Source organism: Enterococcus lemanii (assembly GCF_016909125.1).
GTDB classification, from domain to species: domain Bacteria; phylum Bacillota; class Bacilli; order Lactobacillales; family Enterococcaceae; genus Enterococcus_I; species Enterococcus_I lemanii.
In genome coordinates this window covers 1-21,533 of the sequence record NZ_JAFBFD010000019.1, presented here as the reverse complement: position 1 = coordinate 21,533, position 21,533 = coordinate 1, and the positions used below count along the sequence as shown (strand labels likewise).

The window sequence follows — 21,533 nt, the reverse complement described above, 5'->3', positions numbered from 1 at the left end:
AATGAAAAATCAATGGCGTTTGTACTTAGGTTTATTTTTTACCTTCATAATTGTTATTTTTGCGATTTTAAATAATCAAATCGTTTCAATTAATTATGGTTTTGGTCATTTTGAAGCACCATTAGTTTTAGTTATTTTCAGTGCCACTTTGATTGGAGCATTGATTGTCTCTTTGATGACGACAGGTGTCATTTGGCGCCAAAAAAAAGAACGAAAAAAACTACAAAAAGAAATAACGGACTACAAACAAAACTTTGAAAAAAAGGTTGAAGAACGAGTAGAGGCTTTAATATTGGAAAACAATCAATTAAAAGAGTCGCAACCGTCAATGTCTCTTACGGAATTTGAAAGTAGTCCCGAAGAAATCAGTGAACTGGAGTAGTTTAAACAATAAAAAAACGCCTAGTTTGAGTATGCTAAGGCGCTTTTTTTATTTGCTTTAGTTTGATATACTAGTCAAGTTAGGAGTGATTAATTGAAAAAAGCAAAATATGATTGGCAAATACCAATCAATGAAAATCTCCCTGAAGAATTTATTGCCGCGGTGTCTGAGCAAGGGTTAGCCCCTGTTTTTGCTCAATTACTATGGAACCGGGGAATTCAAACAAGTGAAACGATTCAAACATTCTTAAATCCAAGTATGGAACAATTACATGATCCTTATTTATTTTATGATATGGAAAACGTTGTTGAACGGATTCATCAAGCGATTGTAGAAGATGAAAACATTTTAATTTACGGGGATTACGACGCGGATGGTATCACTAGTACAACCGTCTTAAAAGAAGCTTTAGAGATACTCGGTGCACAAGTTGAGACTTATTTACCAAATCGTTTTGAAGATGGTTACGGTCCAAACAAAGCACGTTACAAAGCGTTTATTGATGCGGGCGTTCAATTAATTATTACGGTTGATAATGGTGTTTCTGGCCATGAAGCAATTGATTTTGCCAATGAATGTGGGGTTGATGTGATTGTTACAGACCACCATGAGTTGCCACTAGAATTACCAAATGCGTATGGAATTATTCACCCGCGACACCCAGAAGGTTCTTATCCTTTTAAAGATTTAGCGGGTGTAGGGGTGTCGTTTAAATTAGCTTGTGCGCTTCTCGATGAAATTCCCATGGAGTTACTTGATTTGGTTGCGATTGGAACGGTAGCAGATATGGTATCATTGACAGATGAAAACCGGATTCTCGTAACGTGGGGGTTAAAACAGCTAAAGAAAGGCACAAGACTCGGCTTAAATCAGTTGTTAATGGTAAGTGGCATCAAACTTTCTGATGTTGATGAAACAACGATTGGTTTCTCAATTGCCCCTCGTCTGAATGCTGTTGGTCGTCTAGGAGATGCAAATCCAGCCGTTGAATTGATGGCAACGTTTGATGAAGAAAAAGCAGCTTCTTTGGCACAAGCATTTAATCAAATTAATCAACAACGAAAAGAATTAGTTGAAGAAACAACAAAAAAAGCACTAGATCAAGTACGTTCAGAAAATCATGTCCATTTAGTTGTAGGGGAAGATTGGCATGAAGGGATACTAGGAATCGTTGCAGGAAGAATTATGCAGGAAACTGGAAAACCAACGATTGTCTTAACTAAAAAACAAGAGGATCTTTATAAAGGTTCTGGCCGTAGTTTCCAAAAGTTAAATCTTTTTTCTGTTTTGCAAGAAAACCAAAGTTTGTTACATACTTTTGGCGGGCATCATTCCGCAGTTGGTGTAAGTGTTATGAAAGAGCAACTCGCGCAATTACAACATAACTTAAATCAATATGTTGAGACGCACCAAATTGATTTTTCACAAGGGTTACCATTATCTGTCGAAGGAAAACTTCCATTTTCAGCGATCACTTTACCATTTATTCAATCATTGAAAATCTTAGCCCCATTTGGCATGGATAACCCCGTACCACAATTTATTATCGAAGAGGTAGATATCGTTGAAAGTCGGATTATCGGTTCGAATCAGCAGCATTTAAAATTTGTAGTAGGGGATGCAACTGGTGCTAGCATTGAAGGTGTAGGGTTTGGTTTTGGTGGGGAACAAAGTGAATTTCAACATGCTAATTTACGTTTGGCTACAGAATTAACGATTAACGAGTGGAATGGGAAGAAATTGCCCCAATTACGTTTATTGGATTACGAAGTGCCAGATTTTCAAGTTTTTGATTTTCGTGGGAAAAGACAACAACAAAGTTTCTCTTCAAGTGAGTCAATTATTCATTTTGCCTTTAGTCAAAAATTATTTAAGTCTTTTAAGACAACAACCAACCAACCGGTAATTTATGTGGATTCATTTGAGCATTTTAGTGCCTCTTTTTCAACGCAATGGTTGGGTAAAACAATTGCGTTTATTGATGCCCCGAGTCAGATACAATTAGTTAAAGAGATTGTAAACTATACAAAAACGACACGTGTTTACCTATTAGGTCAGACCGCTGATGAAGCGTATCTAGATGGAATCGGTTCAAGAGAACAGTATGCCACTCTTTTTCGCCTGTTAAAACAACAACCTTCACTAGATGTTAGACATAAACTAATGGATATTTCACGTTACACAAAAATTCCTAAGAATTTGTTAATTTTTATGATTCAAGTTTTTTCTGAATTAGAATTTGTTACAATAACTGATGGTGTTTTGAAAGTAAACCAAACCCCTAAACAAAGATCTTTAGAGGAAAGCCAACTTTACCAAAATCGTTTAATGAAAATAAAAAGTGAAGAATTTTTATTATTAAGTGACATATCAAAAATTAAGCAGTGGTTCGCTGCAAACGAGGAGAAATAAAATGAATTTAAAAGATTATATTGCTAGTATTCCCAATTACCCATCAGAAGGAGTGACGTTCCGAGACATTTCACCACTCATGGCTGACGGGCAAGCCTATCGTTATGCGACACAGCAAATTGTGGATTATGCAAGCGAAAAAAAGATTGACATGATCGTTGGTCCAGAAGCACGTGGTTTTATTGTCGGCTGTCCAGTTGCTTATGAAGCTGGCGTTGGTTTTGCTCCAGTTCGTAAACCAGGAAAATTACCTCGTAAAACAATTGAAGTTTCTTATGAATTAGAATATGGTACGGATACTCTAACCATTCATGAAGACGCAATCAAACCAGGCCAAAGAGTTCTAATTTGTGACGATTTACTGGCAACTGGCGGGACAATTAAAGCCAGTATTGAGTTAATTGAACGATTAGGCGGTGTAGTTGTTGGCTGTGCTTTTTTAATTGAACTAACGGATTTAAAGGGCCGCAATAAAATTAAAGATTATGATATTCTTTCGTTGATGGAATTTTAAAGAAACTCTAAGCTAACTTGTAAAACACCCTACAAGAAAGACTCTTAAAAAGTCTCTCTTGTAGGGTATTTTTGTCTATAAATAGGAAAGTGGATTGAAAATAAAATGCTATTTCGAATAGACGAAATAGCATTCAAAAACGAAAGATGGGCGTTCTTTTGAGTCTCTCGGAAAAGTTAATAGTTGTCTGAAGAGTAGAAGTAGGATTGTTCTGACTCTGTTTCATAATAGTATTGCTGTGATTGTGCTTGTCTAATTTTTTTATCATCCCAAAAAGAGAGCCACAAAGTGAATAATGGAGCGACAATCAATAAGGCAATAAGCGAGCCAAAGTGTCCAATAATAATCCCGATTAATAAAATCCCAATTAGTAAACCAAAACGACGCATTGCCTTCATAAAAATCACTCCTCATAATTTGCGAACTTTTGTTCGTGTTTTCATTATACGAATGTTTGTTCGGTTTGTAAAGAGTGATTTTGTAAAAAAATAAAGAAAAAAAGAAACTCACAAAGTAGTGAGTTCTTTTTAGCAAAATAATTTAATTAAAATTGCGATATAAACCAACAACTAAACCTAGTATTTTAACGTTTGGTAATAAGATTGGTTCTAAAAAATCGTTTTCAGGTTGTAAACGAATATGGTCTTTTTCTTTAAAGAATCTTTTGCAAGTTGCTTCATCATCATCCGTCATAGCGACCACAATGTCACCGTTGCGAGCGATGTCTTGTTTGCGAATAATAATTTGATCACCATCTAAAATCCCCGCATTAATCATACTTTCTCCGGAGATCGTTAACATAAAATGTTGGCTTTCACTTTTTAATAAGTGAGGCGGCATTGGGAAAAAATCAGAAGCTTCTTCAATAGCTAAAATAGGCTCTCCAGCTGTAACAACCCCTAATAAAGGAATACTTTTTTGTTCTGCACCAATTGCTTCCATGCCTTGAGGGGTAAGTTCGATGGCTCGAGGTTTCGTTGGATCTTTTTGGATATAACCTTTTTTTTCTAGTCGGGATAAATGCCCATGTACGGTTGAAGTGGAAGATAGTTGAACCGCTTCAGCAATTTCTCGAACAGTTGGTGGATATCCTTTTTCTGCGACACGTGTATGAATAAAGCGTAAAATTTCCAATTGGCGGCTTTCAGTTTGTTTAGCCAAAGAATACACCTTCTTTCTTTGATTTGATTTAATTTTAGCATAATCAAAAAGCGAAATCAAACGGATGTTCGCTTTTTGTAAGGATTGTATTTTCTCGTATTTTTGTATAAGATAGCAGAGAGGGAAGAAGGGGGATTTTTTATGTTATCAAAAGAAAAATTAAATCGAATTAATGAGTTGGCGAGAAAGAAGAAAGCAACCGGTTTAACGCAAGCGGAAGAAAAAGAACAACAACTTTTACGCCAAGAATACTTAACTGCTTTTCGCGGTGGGATGAAGCATCATATTGAAGGGATGAAAGTCGTTGATCCGCTAGGAAACGATGTAACCCCGGATAAATTAAAAGCAATCCAAAAAGAAAAAGGGTTACATAATCGAAAATAAATCAAACTTCCTGACAAAAAGGCTTGAAAAAAAAGAGGTTGTCTTTTATAATAAAAGAGAATTAAGGTAAAAAAAACCTAAATAGGAGGCGCTAGCTGTGTTTGATAAAATCGATGAGTTAGGAGTCAATACATTAAGAACATTAAGTATTGATATGGTACAAAAAGCCAATTCTGGACACCCAGGACTACCAATGGGGGCTGCTCCAATGGCGTATGCTTTATGGACAAAACATTTAAAGGTAAATCCAAGTACATCAAGAAATTGGGTGGATCGCGATCGTTTCGTATTGTCAGCAGGACATGGCTCTGCTTTGTTATACAGCTTACTTCATTGTGCAGGTTATGACGTAACGACAGAAGATATGCAAAATTTCCGTCAATGGGGAAGCCGCACACCCGGACATCCAGAAGTAAATCACACAGACGGCATTGAAGCGACGACGGGTCCTTTAGGACAAGGAATTGCGATGGCAGTTGGAATGGCGATGGCCGAAGCTCATTTAGCAGCGACTTACAACCAAACGGATTTTTCAGTTGTTGATCACTATACTTATGCACTTTGTGGTGATGGTGATTTAATGGAAGGTGTCTCTCAAGAAGCTTCTTCAATGGCTGGACATTTAAAACTAGGAAAATTGATTGTATTATATGATTCAAATGATATTTCCTTAGATGGCCCCACTTCAAAAGCTTTCACTGAAAATGTCGGTCAACGGTACGAAGCTTATGGTTGGCAACACTTGTTAGTGGAAGATGGCAACGATTTAGCAGCTATTTCAGCAGCAATCGACGCAGCAAAAGCCGAAAAAGACAAACCAACATTGATTGAAATTAAAACAGTAATTGGTTTTGGCGCGCCAAAAGAAGGGACATCGGCGGTTCATGGTGCCCCTCTGGGAGCAGAAGGCATTCAAGTAGCGAAAGCGGCTTATGGTTGGGATTATCCAGAATTTACTGTACCAGCAGAAGTGGCAGAGCGCTTTAAACAAACAATGATTGAAGAAGGTCAAAAAGCAGAAGATGCTTGGAATGAGTTATTCAATCAATATGAAGCTGCTTATCCAGAATTAGCAGCACAATTTAAACAAGCTTTTGCCAAAGAATTACCTGAAAATTGGGCAGCAGATTTACCAACGTATGAAGTAGGTTCAAGCCAAGCGAGCCGTGTTTCAAGTAAAGAAATGATTCAGGCATTATCGAAAGCTGTACCAAGTTTATGGGGCGGATCTGCGGACTTATCTTCTTCTAATAACACAATGGTTGCAGCTGAAAAAGATTTTGAACCAGGTCAATATGAAGGCCGTAACATTTGGTTTGGTGTCCGTGAATTTGCAATGGCCGCAGCGATGAATGGGATTCAATTACACGGCGGAACGCATGTTTATGGTGGTACTTTCTTCGTCTTTGTAGATTACTTACGTCCAGCAGTTCGTTTAGCGGCTCTACAAGACATCCCAGTTACTTACGTCTTAACACACGATTCAGTTGCGGTTGGAGAAGATGGACCAACACATGAGCCGATTGAACAACTTTCAAGTTTACGTAGTATCCCGAATTTACATGTGATTCGTCCAGCTGACGGAAACGAAACACGTGCAGCTTGGAAAATTGCAATGACTTCAGAAAAAACACCAACTGTTTTAGTTTTAAGTCGTCAAAACTTACCAGTTATTGAAGGGACAACGACTTTAGCAGATGAAGGCGTAACAAAAGGGGCTTATGTTGTTTCTGCTCAAAAAGGTGAAAAACCAGAAGGGATTTTACTAGCAACTGGTTCAGAAGTCTTTTTAGCGACTGAAGCGCAAAAAGCTTTAGCGGAAGAAGGTATTGATGTTTCAGTTGTCTCAATGCCAAGTATGGATTTATTTGAAGCACAATCAGCAGAATACAAAGAGTCTGTTTTACCAAGAGCGATTAAAAAACGCGTAGCAATTGAAGCGGCATCACCATTTGGTTGGGATCGTTATACAAAATGTCGTGGCAAAGTCATTGCAATTAATCATTTTGGTGCCTCTGCTCCAGGTGATAAAGTCTTAGCAGAATTTGGTTTTACTGTTGAAAATGTTGTAAATACTTTCAAATCAATTTAATTGACATGATAAGTCGGATTTTGTTTCAATTAGAGAAACAAAATCCGGCTTTTTTGCTAGATAATTTCTGAAAGTCATAGTATCATAGCTTTATGAGTTCAAAATAATTCAAGGAGGGGAAAATCGTGACTGCGTTTGATGAAGCATTAACTTGTTTAAAAGATGAAAAAATTCGGATTACACCTCAACGAATCGCTATTTTAGAGTTTTTAACAGAGGTTCAAACACATCCAACGGCGGAAGAAGTGTATCAAGCGATTGAGAAAAGATTTCCAGGAATCAGTGTCGCAACCGTTTATAATAATTTGAAGCGATTCACCGAATTGGGCTTTTTAAAAGAGATGAATTATGCTAGTGCTTCTAGTCGTTATGATTTTTCTTTAAAGCCTCATTACCATGTAATTTGTGAGAGTTGTGGGAAAGTAGCAGATTTTTATTATCCTAAATTAGATGATGTAGAAGTCGCTGCAGCTCAATTAACCAATTACACTGTAAAGAGCCATCGCCTAGAGATTTATGGAATTTGTCCAAATTGTCAACAAGTTGAAGGAGAGTGATTTAGCCAATGACCATTATACAAACATCAGATGCTCCTAAAGCAATTGGCCCTTATGTTCAAGGTAGAATTGCAAATGGATTTTTATTTGCCTCTGGTCAGGTACCATTGGATCCGCAAACGGGCCTCGTTGTCGGAAAAACAATAGAAGAACAAACAACCCAAGTTATCAAAAATATTTCAGCCATTTTAGCAGAAGCCAACATTAGTGCCGATGCTATCGTAAAAACAACTTGTTTCCTAAAGAATATGGATGATTTTGTTGCTTTTAATGGCGTTTATGCTACTTTATTCGGAGAAGTTTTGCCGGCAAGATCTGCAGTTGAAGTGGCACGTTTACCTAAAGATGTGTTAATTGAAATTGAGATCATTGCAGCTGTTTCAAGTAAATAGTTAAAAGAAGGGGACTGATGTTAGTTTCCCTTTTTTATCGTAAAGAAAGGAAATATAAATGATCTCATTAGAAGAATATCTTGCAAGTGGTCAAACGACTTATTCAAATTTAGTTTTAGATAATTATCGAAAAATTGGATTAACGAATGAAGAATTTTTGCTTTGGTTACAATTATTTCGCTATAACGAAGCAGGGAATCATTTTCCGGACTTAGCAATGATTGCAAGTCAATTAAGTTTTACTCAGCAAGAAATCTATTATTTATTGAATCAATTAGTACAAAAGCAAGTGGTGCAAATTATTTCAACAAAAGATACTTCTGGAAAAATTGTCGATCACTATGATTTGAGTTTGATTTTTAATAAAATTGCTGTTTTAAAAGAACAAGAAAAAATGACACAAACGAAGAAAAAAGAACAAGAAAAAATTCGCGAATTATACCAAAGTTTTGAAGCTGAATTTGGACGTCCGCTTTCTCAAATTGAATTCCAGCGCATTGGTCAATGGCTAGATGAAGACCATTATCAAGTGGAACTGATTCAACTTGCTTTAAGAGAAGCTGTTTTAAATCAAGCCTATAGTTTAAACTATATTGACCGAATTTTACTTTCTTGGGAGCGTAAAAATATTCGGACGAGCCAGCAAGTACAAGAAGAACAAAAGCGAAGAAAACGACAATTGATGCAAAAAGAAGCACCAAAGGAAAAACAATTACCAAAAATTTCATTACATAATTGGTTAGAAGAGGATTGAAATGATTAGTAAAGAAAAGACGCAGTGGGCAATGAATCAAATGTATCAAATGTTTCCGGATGCCCATGGTGAATTAGTTCATGAAACACCATTCCAGTTATTAATTGCGGTTATTTTAAGTGCCCAAGCAACCGATGTTTCTGTTAATAAAGTGACGCCAGCTTTATTTGAAGCTTTTCCAACACCAGAAAAATTAGCCCAAGCTTCGGTAGATGAAATCAGTCAACTGATAAAAACAATTGGTTTGTATCGAACGAAATCTAAGAATTTGCAGCGTTGTGCGCAACAACTGGTTGAAGATTTTGCTGGTCAAGTTCCCAATACTCGTGAAGAGCTGATGCAATTAGCTGGGGTAGGGCGCAAGACGGCCAATGTTGTGTTAGGCATCTCTTTTGGCATTCCTGCAATCGCCGTTGATACGCACGTTGAACGTGTATCGAAGCGTCTAAGGATATGTAAGTTAAATGCTTCTTTGTTAGAAGTAGAAGAGACCTTAATGCGTAAAATTCCTAAAGAGCAATGGGTAAAAGCACACCATACGTTAATTTTTTTCGGGCGGTATCACTGTCTGGCGCGTTCACCAAAATGTGTGACTTGTCCCCTTCTTGAAATTTGCCAAGAAGGAAAAAGCCGAATGAAAGAAAAAAATAAAAATAATCGGTAAAAGAATAACTTATAAAAGTTTTCAAGTTAAAAAAGATTACCTGATTAGAGGATGTACATGAAAGAATCTTGTGAATCTTATTTTGTAATCGATACTGTTAAATTTAAAAAATCTCTTTGAAGGATAGACCTTCAAAGAGATTTTTTTGTTTATGGCGTCGGTGTTGGAGCTGGTGTTGGCGCAGTTGGTGTCGTGTTGGGTGTTTGAGGCGTTTGCTCATTGTTGCCATCACCATTTTCAACTGGTGTACTTTGAACAGGAGGGATTTCTACTGTTTCACTCGGTACTGTTTCAACAGGTGGAGTGCTCGTCGTTGTACTTGGTTCTGCACTCGATTCACTTGATTTAGATTCCTCAGACGCTTTTTTAGATGATTCTTTTGGTTTTGAGACAGCTGGTTGTTCAATTTTGGTTCCTTCCAAGTAGAGCTCAATTCCAACACGAGTTAAACCAGTAGGCATCTCCCAGTCGATATTAGGTACAGAAGCAGAGACATACTGCATCAATTCGCGATAAACGTCACTAGCAACTCGGGCATACTCACTTGTAATTGGTGTGAGTTTTTCATCGTAACCTGTCCAAACGGCTAGGGAATAATTAGGTGTATAGCCAGCAAAAGTTGAGTCTGGAGAGATGGAATAAGGCGAATTAATTTTGCTCAATTCTTCATCCGTATAATTGGATGTTCCGGTTTTACCAGCTTGATACAACCCACGAATACTTGCATTTGTTCCTGTCCCGCTAGTAATAACCCCTTTTAATATATCAGTAACCATATAGGCAGTCGTTTCTTCCATCGCTTTTTCACCAGTTACGTTAAATGCATCGGTTTCTTCTGAGCCATCTTGGAAAACAATTTTGTTAACATATTGGGGCTCGTAGTATGTTCCACCGTTGGCAAAGGCTGCATAGGCGGCTGCCAATTTTAGACTAGAAATACCATACTTAGTTCCATCTTCTGTACTAATATTACTAGAAATGGCATTAAATTGTTGTAATTCTGCGTATTCAATTCCCAGTTTATTAATAAATTCATTGACTTTATCGGCACCGACATCCCAAAATAATTTTGCAGCAGGGACATTTCGTGATTCGACTAAAGCTCTTCTTAACGTCATGGACCCCCAATATTGGTTATCCCAGTTTGTAACGGACAGGTTGGTTCCAACATATTTATAAGGTTCATCAACAATATATTTTCCAGTTGAATATTTTAAATATTCAAAAGCAGGTGCATAATCCATTAAAGGTTTCACTGTCGAACCAAAATCTCGGCGAACATTGGTGGCTAAGTTTTGTCCAAGCATGGTTCCCTCAGGAATTTTACGACCCCCAATTTGAGCGGTAACTTTACCGGTATTTACATCAATTAAAGTTGCAGCGACTTGCATTTCGTCATCTGGGTAGGCGACATACTGGTCCGAATTAACAATGTCGTAAAGTTGTTTTTGGGCTTGGATGTCAATATTAGTATAAACTTCTAAACCATCCGTATAAACGTCTTTTCCTGTTTTTCTTTTGACTTCGGCAATGACTTCCGTTAAGTAGTTATCAAAATATTTCCAATTTTCATTTCCTGGTCTTAATTTGATTAAACCGTCATCAATAGGTGTTGCAATCGCTTCTTGATATTCTTGTTCGGTTATTTTATCGTTTTCTTTCATTGTATATAAAACAATATCTCGACGATTTTTGGCGTTTTCTGGGTTAGCATAAGGATCAAAGTAAGAAGGGGCATTTGGCAAACCAGCAATTAAAGCGGTTTGAGCTAAAGTTAACTCATCTAAACCTTTGCCAAAAAAAGCTTTTGACGCCGTTTGCATGCCGTATAATCCATTAGACATATAGACCTTATTGATATAGTACGTTAATATCTCTTGCTTAGATTTTTCTTTTTCTAATTGGACAGCTAGCCAAGCTTCTTGTGCTTTTCTTTTGATTGTTTGATCTGAAGCATCCGTTGAGAAAAAAGAGAGTTTAATTAGTTGTTGTGTTAACGTACTACCACCTTGCATTCCGCCGGTTGTAACATTCGATAGCGCGGATCCGACAATTCGAATGGGATCAATTCCAATATGTTTGTAAAAGCGTCGATCCTCAACAGAGACAATAGCATCTTCTAGTAACGGTGGTATTTCATTGGCAGTGATTGTTTCTCTTTTTTCAGCACCAATTGATTGGAATTCTTCGCCGTTTAATGCAAAAAACTTAGAGGAATTCGGTGATTCTAATCGTGTTTCATCTAGTGATGGGGCGCTTTTAGCATAGTACCAAAAAAGGCCAACGCCAGATAAAAAGGCAATACAGCCAATGAGGACAAATCCTAGAAAAACATTTAAAATAATAGTACCGGCAGAACGCTTTTTCTTAATCGATTTCTTTTTCTTCTTTTTATTTTGTTGTCTTGTTAGTTTTTGTGACTCATTATTCATTTTCTTGTTGTGCTCCTTTTTGCTTAATATGGCTATCTACTGCTTTTAAATAGGGGACTCTTGGTGCAATTCCTAGTTTGATTTCAATGCCAATTTCCTCGATTTTTTTTAGCGACAATGATTTTTTTCCTGTTTCTTGTTTTTCCCAGTGATAAATAATCATTTGACTATCCACAAAAAAACAACGCTCTAAAGTAGAGAACCAGAGTAACACAAAACAAATCCCATTTTGCTTGAGGCAGTTTTTCATATGCTCAATTTGATGCAAGTGAAAGTTTTTGAAAGGAAAAGAGGTCTTGTTTTTGGTTTCTTTTGCTTCGAAGTCTAAATAATACCCTTGATATACCCCGTTATAATCTGTCGTTGAAGCTTCTCTAAAATAGGCTTCTTTAATGACCGCGGCACTTCTTTTTGGGTAATCCACCTTAACAATTTGCACTGGTGTTGGTTTTTTATGGATAACGGCTAGCTGATGGTTTAAATAGTACTCGTTGCTAGCATTGATCGATTCCTCAAATCGCATGCCCCGGTTAGCAAATGACGGAGTAAGCGTTTTGGGTTGTCTTTTTTGTTTTTCCTTATACAATGGAAGATGACCATTGGGGTATTGAAAGTTCATTACAATCACACTCCTGACAAGTATTATAACAAAAAGTGAAAGAGAATGAAAAGAGGAGTTTATGGAAACGAAAAAAAGTGTTTATATATCTGGGTATCGTAGTTATGAAATGGGTGTCTTCAATGAAAAAGACCCCAAAATTAAAATTATTAAGAAAGCGATAAGTTCGCAATTAGAAGCATTTATTTTTGAAGGAACTACGTGGTTTATTGTATCGGGGAACCTTGGAGTAGAGTTATGGGCGGCTCAAGAGGTGTTACGTTTAAAAGAAAATTACCCAGAAATTCGGCTAGCTATTTTGTTGCCTTTTGTTGGATGGGGTGAAAATTGGAACGAACAAAACAAACAAGCCTTTGATGAAATAAAGCACCGGGCTGATTACGTGAATACTGTCAGCCATAAAAAATATGAGAATCCGCAACAACTAAAAAACCACACGCAATTTTTATTAAGAAAAACGCAAGGCTGTTTACTCGTATATGATGAAGAGTATCCTGGAAAACCACACTATTTTTTACAAGAAGCGAAAGAACAGCAAAGAAGGCAGAATTATTTGATTCAGCAAATTTTGATGGACGATTTAGAAAATAGTATAAATTCCTACGATTTTAATTGATTTATTGGGCTTTTTTGGTAAAATAGGAAAGAAGGCTATTTTTAGTAGAATTTAACTCATGGGGTGTGGATATGGCAAATACAACTTATACAGCAAAAGATATTTTACAACAAGAATTTAAAACAAAAATGCGTGGTTATGATCCAATCGAAGTAGATGAGTTTTTAGATGGTATTATTAAAGACTATGAAACATTTACAAAAGAAATTTTAACTTTACAAGAAGAAAATGATCGTTTGAATGCAAAAGTAGCACAATTAAGCAAGAGTCAAGCAATTTCTTCTCGCATTCAAACAACAGAAGCACCAAAAAGCCAAGCAGTAACGAACTTTGATATCTTAAAACGCTTGTCTAACTTGGAAAAAGAAGTCTTTGGTAAAAAATTAGACCAATCAGCTGCAGCAGAATCTTTTGTTGCGCCAACTTTAACGACTGAAGATTTAGAGCAAACACGTCAGTTTTAATGAACAGATGATTTTATTGTGATTTTCAGATAATCGCGGTTTGACTTGATCAAGCTGAGGAAAGTCCATGCTCACACAGGCTGCGATGCCTGTAGTGTTCGTGCCTAGCGAAACCATAAGCTAGGGTATTTTTTAGGAAATAACGGCAGGAAAAAAAGCTAAGGTGAAAACTATGCTTGAGTACCCTTGAAAGTGCCACAGTGACGAAGCGCTTAAAGAAATTTAAGCGGTGGAACGCGGTAAACCCCTCGAGTGAGCAACCCAAACAATGGTAGGGGCGCTTTTTGTAACGGAAATGAACGGGACAAAGAGGCAATGTAAATTGCAGATAGATGATTATCCAGATTGTTTTTCCCTGAAAAAACAATCGGACAGAACATGGCTTATAGAAAATCACAATACATCAGGGAATCCTTCCGTTTTGGGAGGTTTTTTTTATCATAAAGGAGAATACTATGAAAGAAAATCAAGTTTTTAATTTAGTGGCAACCGCTGCAAGTGGGTTAGAAGCACTTGTTGGCAAAGAGTTACGTGATTTAGGGATTGAATGTGAAGTCGAAAATGGTCGTGCCCGTTTTAAAGGCACCATGGAGACGATTGCAACCGCAAACTTATGGTTAAGAACCGCCGACCGAGTAAAAATTGTTGTCGGGGAATTTGATGCCTACACTTTTGACGAGTTATTTGAAAACGTGAAAGCTTTGCCTTGGGAAGATTACTTGCCGCTAGATGCAGAGTTTCCAGTTGCAGGTAAATCAATAAAATCAAAATTATTTAGTACACCCGATTGTCAAGCAATTACTAAAAAAGCAATTGTAAATCGTTTACGTGACTACTACCACCGCCCAGCAACCGTTCCTTTAGCTGAAACAGGCGCACTGTTTCAACTAGAAGTGGCTCTTTTAAAAGATCACGTCATGGTGACTTTAGATACAACTGGTCCAAGTTTATTTAAACGAGGCTATCGTCTAGAAAAAGGGGGTGCGCCTTTAAAAGAAAACATGGCCGCTGCTTTAGTTATGTTAACGAATTGGCGCAAAGACCGACCTTTTTATGACCCAGTTTGTGGTTCAGGAACCCTTTGTATTGAAGCTGCTTTAATTGGGCATAATATCGCTCCAGGTTTTAACCGAGAATTTGCTTGTGAGAAGTGGGATTGGTTTAAGCCTGAAATTTTTGATAAAGTCCGAGCTATAGCAGACGATGCGGCTGATTATGATGTGGAATTAGACATTACTGGCTCAGATATTAATGGTAAATTAATTGAGATTGCTCGAGCGAATGCGGAAGAAATTGGCTTAGGGGACTCGATTACTTTTAAACAACAAGCCGTAAAGGATTTTAAAACAACAAAAGAGTATGGTGTGATTGTTGCGAACCCTCCTTATGGTGAACGCCTAGGCGAAGAAGAAACCGTGCGCCAACTGTATCGTGAAATGGGTCAAGTCTTCAAGCCTTTAAAAACTTGGAGCAAGTACATTTTAACGAGTGACTTAATGTTTGAAGATTTTTATGGAGAAAAAGCAACTAAAAAACGCAAACTATATAATGGCGCATTACGGACCGACCTGTTTCAGTATTGGGGAACCCGACCTCCGCGAGCACCGAGAGAAGATTAAAAATCACTACTTGAGTAAATTTGAGGATTATGACTGATTTTATCGTCATAATCCATTTTTATGTGTAAAAGATAGAACCAATGGACAAATAAATTTTCAAGTCACATGAGGTAAAAGTAGGTTTTTAAAAATGAATGTGCTATAATCACAAAGATGTTATTAAGAAAGAAGGTGTTTGAATGACATTTGAAACATTTGCATTCCAACCATTTATTTATGAAGTACTAAATAATAAGGGCTTCAAGCAACCAACCGAAGTCCAACAAAAAATGATTCCTCTAATTCAAAAAGGCCACAGTGTGATTGGACAATCACAAACAGGGAGCGGTAAAACCCATACTTTTTTACTTCCTTTAATGGATAAAATTGATCCAACAAAAGACCAAGTCCAAATTGTAATCACAGCACCAAGTCGTGAATTAGCGACACAAATTTACCAAGCGGCAAAACAAATCGCAGACTTCTCCAATCCTGAAATGCGTGTTGCCAATTTTGTTGGTGGAACAGACAAACAGCGTCAATTAAACCGTTTGAAAAACCAACAACCTCACTTAGTTGTAGGTACCCCTGGGCGGATTTTAGATTTAATTAACGAACAAGCATTGAAAGTTCATACCGCGTTTGCTTTTATTGTTGATGAAGCAGATATGACGTTAGATTTAGGTTTTTTAAAAGAAGTTGATCAAATTGCGAGTCGTTTACCTGAAAAACTACAAATGTTAGTCTTTTCAGCAACAATCCCAGAAAAGCTCCGTCCATTCTTGAAAAAGTATTTAGAGAATCCAATTATTACTGAAATTCAGCCGAAATTGGTGATCTCAGAAAATATTGAGAATTGGCTAGTTTCGACTAAAGGAAAAAACACAAATCAGCTAATTTATCAATTATTGACAGTAGGGCATCCTTATTTAGCCATTGTATTTGCGAATACAAAAGCACGAGTAGATGAGATTGCCAGTTATTTAGTTGATAAAGATTTAAAAGTTGCAAAAATCCATGGGGATATTACACCGCGTGAACGTAAACGAATCATGCGTCAAGTTCAAAATTTAGAATTCCAATACGTGGTAGCGACAGACTTAGCTGCTCGTGGTATCGATATTGAAGGTGTCTCCCATGTTATCAATGCCGAAATCCCTGACGATTTAGACTTTTTTATTCATCGTGTCGGACGAACTGGGCGCAATAATTTAAATGGAACCGCCATTACACTTTATGAACCGAGCCAAGAACAAGCAATTGCTGATATTGAAAAATTAGGTGTTGTATTTGAACCAAGGGAAATTAAAAATGGTGAAATCGTAACAACGTATGATCGAAATCGTCGTCAAAAACGTGAAAAATCACGTGAAGAACTCGATCCAAAAATGCTAGCAATGATTAATAAAAAGAAAAAAACAGTCAAACCTGGCTATAAGAAGAAAATGCAATGGGAAATTGACAAAAATAACAAAGCGAAACGAAAGCTTGAACGCCGTCAAACGACGCGAACTGCGCGTAAGAATAAGAAAAATTCAAACAAAGCTTAAAGACAAACAAAGAGAAAAAATTAATGGAGAGATTTGCTTTCTCGTTAGTTTTTTCTCTTTATTTATGTTCTGCCGATCATCGTAAATAATGTTTACTGAATATTGACTTAAAGTTATTAAAAATAAAAAATATCCTGCACTATTTAAAAACTTTTATTTAACAAAAGAATATGAAATAATTTATTTTAAGAAATAATGAGTGACGAGTATCCATTAACAAATAGGGGAATTTCGTCAAATGAAGGGCTGCAAATAAGGATTTTCTTGAATTTGCATAATGGTTTCTTCATCACTGAAGCCATATTTTTTTTGAATTAGTAAAGCATCCAAAGCCATTCGTAAAGGTTGTACAATATTGCCTTTATTATTAAGGAATTTTTTAACATATTTCTTTTCTAGCTCTACCCAAGGAATACGATTTACTTTTTTATCCAATGATTTTTTTGGTTTATTTTAAGCCAAGAGGTTGATAAAAAACTGCAAAAGTAAGTTATGTTTAAATTTGTGGTTTATACATTAAAAGCCTCTAATATTGATAAAAGTGCATGGATTTCTGTGTTCTACCGTTAAAATTCGGGTACTTATTATATAAAATCTCGAAGTCAAACACCGTTGTTTCAATGTTTTTTATTCAATCGATAGATATTAAATAAAAAGGATAAAACTTGTAACAATGGTCATTGCTTAGCTTCACAAATGAATCATAAGACCCCGTCAAATCGAGTCGGTGAGTAATCGAGAATTTTAAAAGTAGAAAGAAACGGATGAATTCACATGTTCGCAAGAGGGATTTAATGCTATACTAGATAAAAAGACAGGAATAAGGGTGGGAACTAGATGGATTTTTTTGAGGCGTTAGAGTGGAGTAATTGGAAAAATTTATCACAAGAACTTCGGACACAAGTTATGAATCAAGTCTTAATGTACTTTGTTAGCCCATTAAAGTACGTTTCTGACGTTGAGTACAAGGAATTTGAACTTGCTGGTGTTAAATGCAAGACATTTGAATGTTCAATTGATGGAGAGCGGTTTGTTTTAATTCCAGGAAACAAAGAAGCAATCTTGGGGTGGAATTTTGGTACACAAGGTTTACCGATTACTTGCTGGGATCAAGAACCTAACGAAGAGAATCTTTATTTTGAAGAACTACGTAAAAATTATCAATTCATAACAACAGAAGATTGGGATTTTTTTGTTAACGAATCAACAAGTAGTCTACGAAAAGTTGCTATTTCCCCGATGCTTGTTCAAAAAACAGCACTTCCAGCGGGGACACGAGCGATTGGAGAATTAAATGCGGTCACTGGAGAATTTACCGGCATCGTTGAAGATTTTTTACCAATTGAACAAGCGATACGCACTTATTTTAAACAAGGGACGTCATTGTTAGATAGTCTTACTTTTCAATTACCGAGTGAACTGTATGAAGAAAATCAATTTTACGCCAAATTAAATCTAGCTGATGAAACTTATCAGGTTTATCACCATGAAAGTTGTACTTTTGAAACTTTAAAAACAGCTGTAAACCAACAAGTTTTTGATTTATTATCTGAAGATGAATGGGAATACGTTGTTGGTGCTGGTACGAGAAAGTTGTTTCGTTGGGGAAATGATCTTGAACAAGGTGAAAATTACCAAGGGCGTCAAGTAGCACGAAAAATAAAACAAGAAAATATGTTTGGTCTAGTTATTGATCATAGTCGTCGTTTTTGGGAATTAACGGATTCAGGATTTTTAAAATTAGAAAAAATGGAAGCAACGGGTATTCCGTTGTTTGATTGGATGCCATTGTCGTCTTATTATCGCTCGCGTAAAATTTTAATCAAAGAAAAAAAATTACATCCAGCAGACTATGCTTACCGAAAAGTAATTGTAATTTCAAAAGATTAGTTTAGTGGCAAGGATTGACTTTTAGCGCAATCTTTTTTATACTTCATAAAGAAGATAAGAGGATATAGTTTAATTACGTTCATTTCACAGAAAGTTTTTCAAAGCTGAGAGAAAAACAAGGTCTAGTTAAATTGCTCCCTCTTGTAAGATTTGATAGAAATATCAACGCTACTCCGCGTTACCGAGATAAAGAGGTAATGATAGATATCATTGCAAACAAGGTGGTACCGCGTTTAGACGTCCTTGTGTTGCAGTGGTGTCTTTTTTTGTCTAAAAAAATAGAAAGAAGGAATAAAAATGAAACAATTAAGCAGTGCTCAAGTGCGCCAAATGTATTTAGATTTTTTCAAAGAAAAAGGCCATACCGTTGAACCTAGTGCGTCTTTAGTTCCAGTAAACGACCCCACATTATTATGGATTAACTCAGGGGTTGCGACTTTAAAAAAATACTTTGATGGTTCAATTGTGCCGGAAAACCCTAGAATTACCAATGCACAAAAATCAATCCGAACAAATGATATTGAAAACGTTGGCCGAACTGCTCGTCACCACACCATGTTTGAAATGTTAGGGAATTTCTCTATTGGCGATTATTTCAAGAAAGAAGCGATTCATTGGGCTTGGGAATTTTTAACCTCACCAAAATGGTTAGCTTTTGAACCAGAAAAATTGTTTGTGACGGTTTATCCGAAAGACTTAGAAGCAAAAAGAATTTGGTTGGAAGAAATTAAACTTCCAAGTGATCATGTGATAGACGTGGAAGATAATTTCTGGGATATAGGTGCCGGACCAAGTGGACCAGATACTGAAATTTTCTACGATCGCGGCGAAGCATTTAACAATCTAGCAGAAGATGATCCAGAAAATTACCCTGGGGGCGAAAATGAGCGCTACTTAGAAATCTGGAACTTAGTCTTCTCAGAGTTTAATCACAAACCAGATGGCACTTATGAACCACTTCCTCATAAAAATATTGATACGGGGATGGGATTAGAACGTGTGGTGTCAATCATACAAAATGCACCGACGAACTTTGAAACAGATTTATTTATCCCAATCATTCAAGCAATTGAAAAATTAAGTGGCCAAGTGAAATACGGTGAGAATGCGGTTAGTGATATTTCTTATAAAGTCATTGCTGATCATGTGCGTGCTCTTTCTTTTGCAATTGGTGATGGGGCATTGCCATCTAACGAAGGTCGCGGTTATGTTCTTCGTCGTTTATTACGTCGTGCAGTGATGCATGGGCAAAAACTAGGCATTCAAGAAGCATTCTTATATAAATTAGTACCGGTTGTAGGCCATATTATGGAAAGCTATTATCCCGAAGTTTTAGAGCAAAAAGCGTTTATTGAAAAAGTAATTCGTACAGAAGAAGATCGTTTCCATGAAACCATTAATGAAGGTTTAGCAATTTTAAATGCAGTGATTGCCGATTTAAAAACAAAAAATGAAACCATTTTAAATGGTGAGACGATTTTTAAATTGTATGATACATATGGTTTCCCTGTTGAACTGACAGAAGAAATTGCAGAAGAAGCAGGCTTTACTTCTGATCATGTTGGTTTTGAAGCAGAAATGCAAGCGCAAAGAGAGCGGGCACGAGCTGCTCGAAGCAATGAAAAATCAATGGATGTTCAATCTGGATTGTTGACTGGCATTAAAGTAGCAAGTGAATATACTGGGTATCAAACATTGAGCCAAGCAAGCGAACTACTAGTCTTGATTCAAGCAGAAACACTAGTTGACCAATTAGATGAAGGACAAGCACAAGTTATTTTTGCCCAAACACCTTTTTATGCAGAGATGGGTGGACAAGTTGCGGATAAAGGGGTCCTTTTAGATCAAAATAATCAGTTAGTAGCACAAGTGACAGATGTCAAACGCGCGCCAAATGGGCAACACTTGCATCAAGTGACGCTTGTTTCACCTTTGAAAGTAGGGGAAGTTTACACTCTTCAAGTAGATAAAACGTATCATAATGGTGTGATTAAAAATCATACAGCGACTCATTTGCTTCACCGCGCACTTAAAGAAGTTTTAGGCGAACACGCCAATCAAGCCGGTTCTTTAGTTACCGCCGAGTATTTGCGCTTTGACTTTACTCATTTTGGTCAAGTTACGGCAGAAGAATTAGCGAAGATGGAAAGAATCGTAGAAGAAAAAATTTGGGAAGCTTTGCCAATCTCAACGATTGAAACCGATCTAGAAACTGCTAAAAAAATGGGTGCAATGGCCTTGTTTGGCGAAAAATACGGTAATGAAGTTCGTGTAGTAAATGTTGATGGTTGGTCGGTTGAATTGTGTGGCGGAAACCATGTAGCAAATACGGAAGATATTGGCTTGTTTAAAATTGTTTCAGAATCAGGGATAGGTGCAGGTGTTCGCCGAATTGAGGCCGTGACAAGCAAAGAAGCATATGAGTTGCTTCATAAGGAAGAAACGCAGCTATTAGAAATTGCCCAAATTGTGAAAGCGACTCAAGTAAAAGAAGTAGTGCACAAAGTAGAACAACTTCAATTACAATTACGTGATTTACAAAAAGAAAACGAACAATTATTAAGTAAATTAGCGAATCAACAAGCGGGCGATCTTTTTAAAGACGTGAAAGAAAGCAATGGTACCACTTATATTGCGGCACAAGTTTCGGTTAAAGATATGAATCAACTACGTCAACTAGCGGATCAGTGGAAACAAAGAGAACTTTCTGATTTATTGATTTTAGCAACTTCTGCTCAAGAAAAAGTTAACTTACTTGTTGCAGCAAGTCCAGCAGCGATTGCAAGAGGTCTAAAAGCAGGGGACTTAATTAAAGCCATTGCCCCTCTTGTTGGTGGTGGCGGTGGTGGCCGACCAGATATGGCGCAAGCTGGTGGGAAAAATCCAGCAGGGATTCCAAATGCTTTAGCAGAAATTGAACGTTGGTTAAACGCATAAATTTAATGGGCGCTAAATCCTGGCTCTTTGTCAAATAGTGTTGTTTAGCAATATCCGTATAATTAAGAAGGACTCAGGTTCTTCTTTTTTTGTTATTTAATTTTGGCTTTTTAAA

General features: G+C 36.8%; 20 protein-coding genes and 1 other RNA gene. 16 read left to right on the top strand and 5 right to left on the bottom strand.

From position 1 onward, the window contains the following. Position 1: 1 nt before the first annotated feature. The 3 genes from JOD14_RS06735 to JOD14_RS06725 all read left to right on the top strand — a co-directional run bounded on the left by JOD14_RS06735 (position 2) and on the right by JOD14_RS06725 (position 3,308). Positions 2–382: a LapA family protein gene (locus tag JOD14_RS06735; protein WP_204654076.1), complete on the top strand. Its 381-nt coding sequence runs from the start codon at positions 2–4 to the stop codon at positions 380–382. Positions 383–475: 93 nt separating this feature from the next. Then, positions 476–2,794: a single-stranded-DNA-specific exonuclease RecJ gene (gene recJ / locus JOD14_RS06730; RefSeq protein WP_204654075.1), complete on the top strand. Its 2,319-nt coding sequence runs from the start codon at positions 476–478 to the stop codon at positions 2,792–2,794. 1 nt (position 2,795) lies between these two features. Further along, positions 2,796–3,308 carry an adenine phosphoribosyltransferase gene (locus JOD14_RS06725; RefSeq protein WP_204654074.1) on the top strand — a complete coding sequence of 171 codons (513 nt, stop codon included), beginning with the start codon at positions 2,796–2,798 and terminating at the stop codon, positions 3,306–3,308. 176 nt (positions 3,309–3,484) lie between these two features. Here JOD14_RS06725 and JOD14_RS06720 read toward each other — a convergent pair whose 3' ends face one another. Both JOD14_RS06720 and lexA read right to left on the bottom strand, forming a co-directional pair. Next, entirely contained in the window at positions 3,485–3,706 is a 222-nt protein-coding gene (locus JOD14_RS06720) for a hypothetical protein (protein ID WP_204654073.1), read from the bottom strand. A gap of 142 nt (positions 3,707–3,848) precedes the next feature. Beyond that, the gene (gene lexA, locus JOD14_RS06715; RefSeq protein WP_204654072.1) at positions 3,849–4,469 is read right to left on the bottom strand and encodes a transcriptional repressor LexA; all 621 of its coding nucleotides are present in this window, start codon (positions 4,467–4,469) and stop codon (positions 3,849–3,851) included. Between the two features lie 141 nt (positions 4,470–4,610). On the opposite strand from lexA, the gene JOD14_RS06710 reads away from it, so the two are divergent. The 6 genes from JOD14_RS06710 (at position 4,611) to nth (ending at position 9,312) form a co-directional block, all read left to right on the top strand. Next, positions 4,611–4,853: a DUF896 family protein gene (locus JOD14_RS06710; protein ID WP_204654071.1), complete on the top strand. Its 243-nt coding sequence runs from the start codon at positions 4,611–4,613 to the stop codon at positions 4,851–4,853. 97 nt (positions 4,854–4,950) lie between these two features. Further along, entirely contained in the window at positions 4,951–6,945 is a 1,995-nt protein-coding gene (gene tkt / locus JOD14_RS06705; protein ID WP_204654070.1) for a transketolase, read from the top strand. A gap of 122 nt (positions 6,946–7,067) precedes the next feature. Next, a complete protein-coding gene (locus JOD14_RS06700) occupies positions 7,068–7,502 on the top strand; it encodes a transcriptional repressor (RefSeq protein WP_204654104.1) in 435 nt (144 codons plus the stop codon). 8 nt (positions 7,503–7,510) lie between these two features. Further along, positions 7,511–7,894: a RidA family protein gene (locus JOD14_RS06695; protein ID WP_204654069.1), complete on the top strand. Its 384-nt coding sequence runs from the start codon at positions 7,511–7,513 to the stop codon at positions 7,892–7,894. A 58-nt stretch (positions 7,895–7,952) separates the two neighbouring features. Then, positions 7,953–8,648, top strand: a complete 696-nt coding sequence (locus JOD14_RS06690) for a DnaD domain protein (RefSeq protein ID WP_204654068.1) — start codon at positions 7,953–7,955, stop codon at positions 8,646–8,648. A 1-nt stretch (position 8,649) separates the two neighbouring features. Continuing rightward, positions 8,650–9,312, top strand: coding sequence for an endonuclease III (gene nth / locus JOD14_RS06685; RefSeq protein WP_204654067.1), 663 nt, complete (start codon positions 8,650–8,652; stop codon positions 9,310–9,312). Positions 9,313–9,461: 149 nt separating this feature from the next. Here nth and JOD14_RS06680 read toward each other — a convergent pair whose 3' ends face one another. Together JOD14_RS06680 and recU are read right to left on the bottom strand one after the other, a co-directional pair. Continuing rightward, a complete protein-coding gene (locus tag JOD14_RS06680) occupies positions 9,462–11,744 on the bottom strand; it encodes a PBP1A family penicillin-binding protein (protein ID WP_204654066.1) in 2,283 nt (760 codons plus the stop codon). Further along, complete coding sequence (recU, locus tag JOD14_RS06675; RefSeq protein ID WP_204654065.1) at positions 11,737–12,363, bottom strand: Holliday junction resolvase RecU; 627 nt, start codon at positions 12,361–12,363, stop codon at positions 11,737–11,739. The genes JOD14_RS06680 and recU overlap by 8 nt, the downstream gene beginning before the upstream one ends. 61 nt (positions 12,364–12,424) lie before the next feature. Between recU and JOD14_RS06670 the strand changes: the two genes are divergently transcribed. From JOD14_RS06670 to JOD14_RS06650, 5 genes are all read left to right on the top strand, one after another. Further along, positions 12,425–12,979 carry an SLOG family protein gene (locus tag JOD14_RS06670; protein WP_204654064.1) on the top strand — a complete coding sequence of 185 codons (555 nt, stop codon included), beginning with the start codon at positions 12,425–12,427 and terminating at the stop codon, positions 12,977–12,979. Positions 12,980–13,050: 71 nt separating this feature from the next. Continuing rightward, positions 13,051–13,443, top strand: a complete 393-nt coding sequence (gene gpsB, locus JOD14_RS06665) for a cell division regulator GpsB (RefSeq protein WP_204654063.1) — start codon at positions 13,051–13,053, stop codon at positions 13,441–13,443. A gap of 21 nt (positions 13,444–13,464) precedes the next feature. Then, positions 13,465–13,834: RNase P RNA component class B (gene rnpB, locus JOD14_RS06660), an RNA gene on the top strand. A 64-nt stretch (positions 13,835–13,898) separates the two neighbouring features. Then, positions 13,899–15,062, top strand: a complete 1,164-nt coding sequence (locus JOD14_RS06655; protein WP_204654062.1) for a THUMP domain-containing class I SAM-dependent RNA methyltransferase — start codon at positions 13,899–13,901, stop codon at positions 15,060–15,062. Positions 15,063–15,241: 179 nt separating this feature from the next. Further along, positions 15,242–16,591, top strand: coding sequence for a DEAD/DEAH box helicase (locus JOD14_RS06650; protein ID WP_204654061.1), 1,350 nt, complete (start codon positions 15,242–15,244; stop codon positions 16,589–16,591). 234 nt (positions 16,592–16,825) lie between these two features. On the opposite strand, the gene JOD14_RS06645 is transcribed toward JOD14_RS06650, so the two are convergent. Continuing rightward, positions 16,826–17,026: a transposase gene (locus tag JOD14_RS06645; RefSeq protein ID WP_204654060.1), complete on the bottom strand. Its 201-nt coding sequence runs from the start codon at positions 17,024–17,026 to the stop codon at positions 16,826–16,828. 402 nt (positions 17,027–17,428) lie between these two features. Between JOD14_RS06645 and JOD14_RS06640 the strand changes: the two genes are divergently transcribed. Both JOD14_RS06640 and alaS read left to right on the top strand, forming a co-directional pair. After that, positions 17,429–18,481, top strand: coding sequence for a DUF7278 family profilin-like fold-containing protein (locus JOD14_RS06640; protein ID WP_204654059.1), 1,053 nt, complete (start codon positions 17,429–17,431; stop codon positions 18,479–18,481). Between the two features lie 297 nt (positions 18,482–18,778). Then, on the top strand, positions 18,779–21,418 hold the full coding sequence (gene alaS / locus JOD14_RS06635; RefSeq protein ID WP_204654058.1) for an alanine--tRNA ligase: 2,640 nt from the start codon (positions 18,779–18,781) through the stop codon (positions 21,416–21,418). Positions 21,419–21,533 lie beyond the last annotated feature (115 nt).